Origin of the sequence: Actinomadura geliboluensis (genome assembly GCF_005889745.1) — a bacterium.
Lineage (GTDB): Bacteria > Actinomycetota > Actinomycetes > Streptosporangiales > Streptosporangiaceae > Spirillospora > Spirillospora geliboluensis.
The window spans coordinates 1-6,452 of sequence record NZ_VCKZ01000484.1; the positions used below are offsets into that span (position 1 = coordinate 1).

Consider the following 6,452-nt stretch of genomic DNA (forward strand, 5'->3'; position numbering starts at 1 on the left):
CCGCCCGTCCCGGCGCCCGCGCCGCCCGTCCCCGCGTCGCCCGTCCGGGCGCCGGGGTCCGCGCATTCGGCGTCCAGGACCCTGCCGGTGTTCGGCGGGAAGCGGCAGCGGATCGAGGAGCTGGAGGCCGAGAACGCGGAGCTGCGGCAGTGGCTGGAGCGGCTAGGCGGGCTCGACGCCCCCGGCGTCGCCGCGGAGATCGCGCGGCTGCGGGACGAGGCCGCCGAGGTGCGGCGGCAGACCGCGGAGAAGCGCCGGGAGCTGGCGCGGCTGCGCAAGGACATCGTCGAGACGCAGGACCTCGCCCTGCTGCAGGAGGCGGGGATCTACGAGTACCAGCATCCGCTCGAGGACGTCGTCGCCTACAAGGCCGAGCTGGCCAAGGTGAAGGACCGGATCAAGTCCATGGCGAGTGGCGGCGAGGCGGTCGTCGGCGCGACGCACTGGACGGTGAACGGGTCCGCCGCGCAGGGCGCGAAGATGGTGCGGGACTTCTCCAAGCTGATGCTGCGGGCCTACAACGCCGAGGCGGACAACCTCATCCGGACGATGCGCCCCTACAAGCTCCAGTCCGCGATCGACCGGCTGGACAAGACGGCGCAGACGATCGAGCGGCTCGGCAAGACGATGGACATCCGGGTCGGCCGCCGGTACCGCGAGGTCCGCGTCCGGGAGCTGCGGCTCACCGCCGACCACCTCGCGAAGGTGGAGGAGGAGAAGGAGCGGGTGCGGGCCGAGCGGGAGCGGCAGCGCGAGGAGGACAAGGCGCGCAAGGAGTTCGAGCGGGAGAAGGCCCGGCTGCTCAAGGAGCGCTCGCACGTGGAGTCGGCCCTCGCCAGGCTGGAGGCCAACGGGGACGCGGCGGGCGCGGCCGACCTGCGGGCCAAGCTCGCCGACGTCGAGGCGGCCATCGACGACGTGGAGGGCCGGGCGGCGAAGGTGCGGGCCGGCTACGTGTACGTGATCTCCAACATCGGGGCGTTCGGCGAGCGGATGGTGAAGATCGGCATGACGCGGCGGCTGGACCCGATGGACCGGGTGCGGGAGCTCGGCGACGCGTAGTTCTTCTACGCGACGCCCGGCGAGGTGCGCGAGGCGCTGGAGCGGGTCGCCGGCAGCCACCTGCTGGAGTACACCGAGGTGCCGGAGGCCGAGGAGTTCCGGCAGAGCCGCAGGTAGCTCAGGGCGACTCGAAGAGGGCGCTCACCGACTCGCCGTTGTGGATGCGGCGGACGGCCTCGGCGAGGGCCGGGGCGATGGACAGGATGCGGAGCTTGTCGCTGCGGTCGCCGTTCGGGACGGGGACCGTGTTGGTGCAGACGATCTCCAGGACGTCGGGCTGGGCGGTGAGGCGCTGGAGGGCGCCGGCGGCGAACAGGCCGTGCGTGCAGGCGACGCGGACGCTGCGGGCGCCCAGTTCGCGGAGCCGGTCCAGCAGCTCCAGGACGGTGCTGCCCTTGGCGATCTCGTCGTCCAGGACGATGACGTCGCGGTCGGCGACGTCGCCGATGACGGAGCTGATCTGGACGCGGTCGTCGGGGAAGCGCTGCTTGGCGCCCGCGGCGACCTGGACGCCGAGGAGGCGGGCGAAGGCCGCGGCCTCCTTGGCGTTGCCGAGGTCGGGCGAGACGACGGTGGTGCGCGACAGGTCGTACCCGCGGAAGTGGTCGGCGAGTTCCCGCAGCGCGTGCAGGTGGTCGACGGGGACGGAGAAGAAGCCGTGCACCTGCGGCGAGTGCAGGGTCATGGCGAGGACGCGGCTCGCACCGGAGGCGACGAGGAGGTCGGCGACCAGGCGCCCTCCGATGGAGATGCGCGGCGCGTCCTTCTTGTCGGAGCGGGCGTAGGAGTAGTGCGGCATGACGACGGTGATGCGGCTCGCGGACGCGCCGCGGGCCGCGTCGCACATCAGGAGCAGCTCGACGAGGTGCTCCTGGACGGGCGCGACGAGCGGCTGGATCAGGAAGACGTCCCGCTCCCGGCAGTTGGCCTGCAGCTGCACCTCCAGGCAGTCGTTGGCGAACCGGTCGACCCGGGACGGGCTCAGCGGCACCCCGAGGTGCGCGCAGACCTCGGCGGCCAGTTCCGGGTGGGCGCTACCGCTGAACACGGCGATCTCTCGCACGAACCGCTCCTCACGTGATCGTCCGGGGTCATGCTAGAGGTCGGTGGTGGGGAGGGGTTCGCCGGTCTCCAGCAGTGTCTTCAACCCGGACAGGACGTGCGGCCAGCCCTGCCGCGACATGGCGAGCAGCGCCTCGCCCGCGCGGTGGACGACGGTAAGCCTGGTGGTGGCGCCGGCCGGCTCGATGGTGAAGGACACCGTTGAGCGGGGTTCCGCCATGAGCGCGCGGCGGGTCTCCTCGTCCACCCCGACGCTCTTCGCCCATTCGGGCGTGAAGGTGTGCCAGGTGTAGGACAGGCGGCTGCCCGGCTCGGCCTCCAGGACGGTCTGCTCGGGGTCGGCGGTCACCGCGTCCTCTTCGTGCCAGGTCATGGCCGAGCCGGGCGCCCAGTCGGTCTCGAAGGCGACGCCCCAGTAGCGGCGGGTGGCGGCGGGGTCGGTGAGGGCCTCCCAGACGCGTTCCGGCGCGGCGTTGATGTAGATCGTGTAGACGAAGTCGTCCGCGGTCATCGGCCTGCTCTCGGGGTGGTCTAGGGCTTGCGGCCCACGCCGCCGTAGGCGTCGACCGGCTCGGGTTCGCCGGGCGTGTCGGGGCGCCAGTGCGTCACCGGGACGATCCCGGGCTCCTCGATCTCCAGGCCCTCGAAGAAGCCCGCGATCTGCTCGGGGGTGCGCAGCACGAGCTGCGCGTTGCCGGAGGCGTTCCACACGTCCACGATCCGGTCGGACGCCTCGCCGTGGACGACGTTCGTCCCGTCGTACATGGCGAAATAGCTGCCGGACGGCACCGCGGACAGCAGCCGCCGCACGATCGCGTACGCCTGCTCGTCGTCGGGGACGAACTCCAGGATGCCCATCAGCGTGAACGCGACGGGCCGGCTGAAGTCGAGCGTCTCCGCGGCGCCCTCCAGGATGCCCTCGGGCTCGCGGAGGTCGGCGTGGATGTAGGCGGTGTGCCCCTCCGGGGTGCTGGTGAGCAGCGACCTCGCGTGCTCCAGGACGAGCGGGTCGTTGTCGACGTAGACGATCCGCGACTCGGGCGCGGCCCGCTGGGCGACCTCGTGGGTGTTGTCGACCGTGGGCAGGCCCGTCCCGATGTCGATGAACTGGCGGACGCCCGCCTCGGCGGCCAGGTGCCACACCACCCGGTTGAGGAACAGCCGGGAGGCGCGGGCCAGCCTCGCGACGTCCGGCAGCATGCCGAGGATCTGGTCGCCGACCTCCCGGTCCACCGGATAGTTGTCCTTGCCGCCCAGCCAGTAGTTCCAGATGCGCGCCACGTGCGACACGCTGGTGTCGATGCCGGGGCCGGGGCCGGATCTCTGCTCGCTCATGCACACCTCCTGCGGTGTCCCTTCCCGGCCCCGGCGCCCGTCAGTCCTCGCCGCCGTCGTCGTCCGGCTTTTCGGTCTTCTGGGTGAGGACCTTGCCGGACGCGGCGTCCACCGTGACCTCGTGCTCGGCGCCGTCCTTGCCGGCCACGTCGACCTCCCAGACGGCCTTGCCGTCCTCAAGCTCGAACTCGGCGGACGTGACGTGCCCCTGGACGGCCTTCAGCGCCGCGTCGGCGGCGGCGGGCGCGCCCACCGACGCCTTGCGCAGGGCGGCGGCCTCCGCGGCGTCGTCGCCGTCCTCGTCGGCGCGGTCGGTCAGCACCTTGCCGTCGCCGGAGTCGACGGTCACGTCGTGCCAGGTTCCGTCCTGGGCGAGGACGTCGAGCTCCCAGACCGCCTTGCCGTCCTCGTCGTCGAGTTCGGCCTCCGCGACCGTCCCGGGCACCTTCTTCAGCGCGGCGTCCGCCGCCTGCGCGAGCGCCACCTCCGGAGCGGCGGCCGCGCCGCCGGGCCGGTCGTCGGACGGGGCCGCGGCCGCGGCCGGCGCGTCCTGCGCGGTGGCGAACGCGGCCGTCGTCCCGCCGGCGGCCAGCACGCCCGCGGCGACGGCCGAGACCAGCAGCCCGCGCTTGGTGACCAGGCGCCGTGCGTTGTTCTTCATCGAGTTGCACCTTCCGTTCGGTTCCGCATTGCGAGACCCACGTTGGTGCGTCTTCCTGTAGCCCACCTGAAGCAACCTGAAGCCGCCTTCAGGTGGCGTTTGGCAGGCTGGGGGGCATGCGCCTGCTGATCGTGGAGGACGAGAAGCGCCTGGCCACGTCCCTCGCGCGGGGGCTGACGGCCGAGGGCTTCGTCGTGGAGGCCGTCCACGACGGCGCGGAGGGCCTGCACCTGGCGCTCGGCGGCGGCTACGACCTGATCGTCCTCGACATCATGCTGCCGGGGATGAACGGCTACCGGGTGTGCGCGGAGCTGCGGGCGGCGGGCGACGAGACGCCGATCCTGATGCTGACCGCCAAGGACGGCGAGTACGACGAGGCGGAGGGCCTCGACACCGGCGCGGACGACTACCTCACCAAGCCGTTCTCGTACGTGGTGCTGGTGGCGCGCGTCCGCGCGCTGCTGCGCCGCCGCACGCGCGGCGCCGCGCCCGCGATCATGCTCGGCGACCTCACCGTGGACCCGGCGGCGCGGCGCGTCTTCCGGGGCGACGCGGAGGTGGAGCTGACCGCCAAGGAGTTCGCCGTCCTGGAGCACCTCGCCGCGAACGCCGGCCAGGTCGTGTCGAAGGCGCAGATCATGGAGGCCGTCTGGGACTTCGCCTACGACGGCGACCCCAACATCGTCGAGGTGTACGTGAGCGCGCTGCGCCGCAAGCTCGACGTCCCGTTCGGGCGCCGGTCGATCACGACGGTGCGCGGCGCCGGGTACCGGCTGGCCCGGGACGGGGGCGCCTGACATGGCGCGCCGCCTCGGGTCCGTGCGGGCCCGCACGACCCTGGGCGCGACGGCCGTGGTGGCGGGCGCGCTGGTCGCCGCCGGGCTCGCGGTGGTGCTGCTGCTGCGCGCGAACCTGGCCGGCCAGACGGACCTGCGGGCGGAGGTCGCGGCGCGGGAGGTCGCGGCGCAGCTCGCGGCGGGCACGCCGTACCGGAGCCTCGACCTGCCCGACGGCGAGGACCATCCCGTGCAGGTCGTCGGCGAGGACGGCCGCGTGCGCGCGGTGAGCGAGGACCTCCAGGCCATCCACGGCACCGGCTCCCCCGGCGTCCGGCCGGGCGCGGCCGCGCGCGGCGGCGGCGATGACGACCACGGCGACGACGACCCGGGACGCGGCGAGGTGTCCGGGGACGACCCGGGGTTCAGCACGGGCCGCGCGACGGTGGACGGCCAGACGGCCGAGTACCGGTTCGCGGCGGTCGAGGTGACGACGCCGCGCGACGAGACGGTCACCGTGTACGCGGGCGCCGACCTCGCCGCGGCGCGGGACGCGACGAGCACGGTCACCCGCGCGATGCTCGCCGGGCTGCCGCTGCTGCTGGCGGTGGTCGCCGGCGTGACCTGGCTCGTCACGCGGCGGGCGCTGCGGCCGGTGGAGGCCGTCCGGGCGGAGCTGGCGGAGATCACCGCGTCCGGCGACCTGGCCCGGCGGGTGCCCGTGCCGGACGCGCGGGACGAGATCGCCGACCTCGCCGCCACGACCAACGAGACCCTCGCCGCGCTGGCGGAGTCGGTGGCGCGGCAGCGCGGCTTCGTCGCGGACGCCTCGCACGAGCTGCGCAGCCCGATCGCGTCGCTGCGCACGCAGCTGGAGGTCGCCGCCGCGCATCCGGAGCTGCTCGACGTGGACGGCCTCGTCGAGGACGTCGTGCGGCTCCAGCATCTCGCCGCCGACCTGCTGCTGCTCGCCCGCATCGACGCCGGCGAGCGGCCCCCCGCCCGGCCGGTCGCGCTCGGCCGGCTCGTCCGGGACGAGCTGGACCGCCGCGCCCCCGGCGACCGCGTCGCCGTCCAGGCGTCGATCGAGGGGGACCCGCAGGTCATGGGCGTCCCGGGGCGACTGGCCCGGGTGGTGGGCAACCTGCTCGACAACGCGCAGCGGCACGCGGACGCGGCCGTCCGGCTGTCGCTGCGCGAAGAGGCGGGGTCGGCGGTGCTGCGCGTCGCCGACGACGGGCCGGGGGTGCCGCCCGCCGACCGCGAGCGGATCTTCGAGCGGTTCGTCCGGCTGGACGACGCCCGCAGCCGCGACGAGGGGGGCGCCGGGCTGGGCCTCGCCATCGCCCGGGACCTGGTCGCGGCGCACGGCGGGAGCCTCACCGTCGGCGAGGCCCCCGGCGGCGGCGCCCTGTTCGAGGTGCGGCTGCCGGCTACTTGAGGAGCTGGCGGGCCATCACCATGCGCTGGATCTGGTTGGTGCCCTCGTAGATCTGGGTGATCTTGGCGTCGCGCATCATCCGCTCCACCGGGAACTCCCGCGTGTAGCCATAGCC

At 73.9% G+C, this 6,452-nt stretch carries 8 protein-coding genes; 3 read left to right on the forward strand and 5 right to left on the reverse strand.

Annotation, left to right across the window (positions count from 1 at the left end; translation table 11 throughout):
* The coding region (locus ETD96_RS39130; protein WP_205719686.1) for an SNIPE associated domain-containing protein at nucleotides 1-1,062 on the forward strand (1,062 nt) is incomplete at its 5' end.
* Nucleotides 1,063-1,180: 118 nt separating this feature from the next.
* On the opposite strand, the gene ETD96_RS39135 is transcribed toward ETD96_RS39130, so the two are convergent.
* The 4 genes from ETD96_RS39135 to ETD96_RS39150 are packed head-to-tail and all read right to left on the reverse strand — an operon-like array spanning nucleotide 1,181 to nucleotide 4,120.
* Nucleotides 1,181-2,125: a ribose-phosphate diphosphokinase gene (locus tag ETD96_RS39135; protein ID WP_138641539.1), complete on the reverse strand. Its 945-nt coding sequence runs from the start codon at nucleotides 2,123-2,125 to the stop codon at nucleotides 1,181-1,183.
* Nucleotides 2,126-2,158: 33 nt separating this feature from the next.
* Complete coding sequence (locus ETD96_RS39140) at nucleotides 2,159-2,635, reverse strand: SRPBCC family protein (protein ID WP_138641540.1); 477 nt, start codon at nucleotides 2,633-2,635, stop codon at nucleotides 2,159-2,161.
* A gap of 20 nt (nucleotides 2,636-2,655) precedes the next feature.
* A complete protein-coding gene (locus ETD96_RS39145) occupies nucleotides 2,656-3,459 on the reverse strand; it encodes an SAM-dependent methyltransferase (RefSeq protein ID WP_138641541.1) in 804 nt (267 codons plus the stop codon).
* A gap of 40 nt (nucleotides 3,460-3,499) precedes the next feature.
* The gene (locus tag ETD96_RS39150) at nucleotides 3,500-4,120 is read right to left on the reverse strand and encodes a PepSY domain-containing protein (RefSeq protein ID WP_138641542.1); all 621 of its coding nucleotides are present in this window, start codon (nucleotides 4,118-4,120) and stop codon (nucleotides 3,500-3,502) included.
* A gap of 116 nt (nucleotides 4,121-4,236) precedes the next feature.
* Between ETD96_RS39150 and ETD96_RS39155 the strand changes: the two genes are divergently transcribed.
* Nucleotides 4,237-4,917, forward strand: a complete 681-nt coding sequence (locus ETD96_RS39155; protein ID WP_138641543.1) for a response regulator transcription factor — start codon at nucleotides 4,237-4,239, stop codon at nucleotides 4,915-4,917.
* A 1-nt stretch (nucleotide 4,918) separates the two neighbouring features.
* Entirely contained in the window at nucleotides 4,919-6,337 is a 1,419-nt protein-coding gene (locus tag ETD96_RS39160) for a sensor histidine kinase (RefSeq protein WP_138641544.1), read from the forward strand.
* On the opposite strand, the gene ETD96_RS39165 is transcribed toward ETD96_RS39160, so the two are convergent.
* Nucleotides 6,330-6,452: acyl-CoA dehydrogenase family protein (locus ETD96_RS39165; protein WP_274704662.1), on the reverse strand; the 123-nt coding region annotated here is incomplete at its 5' end. The two genes, ETD96_RS39160 and ETD96_RS39165, sit on opposite strands and share 8 nt — an antisense overlap.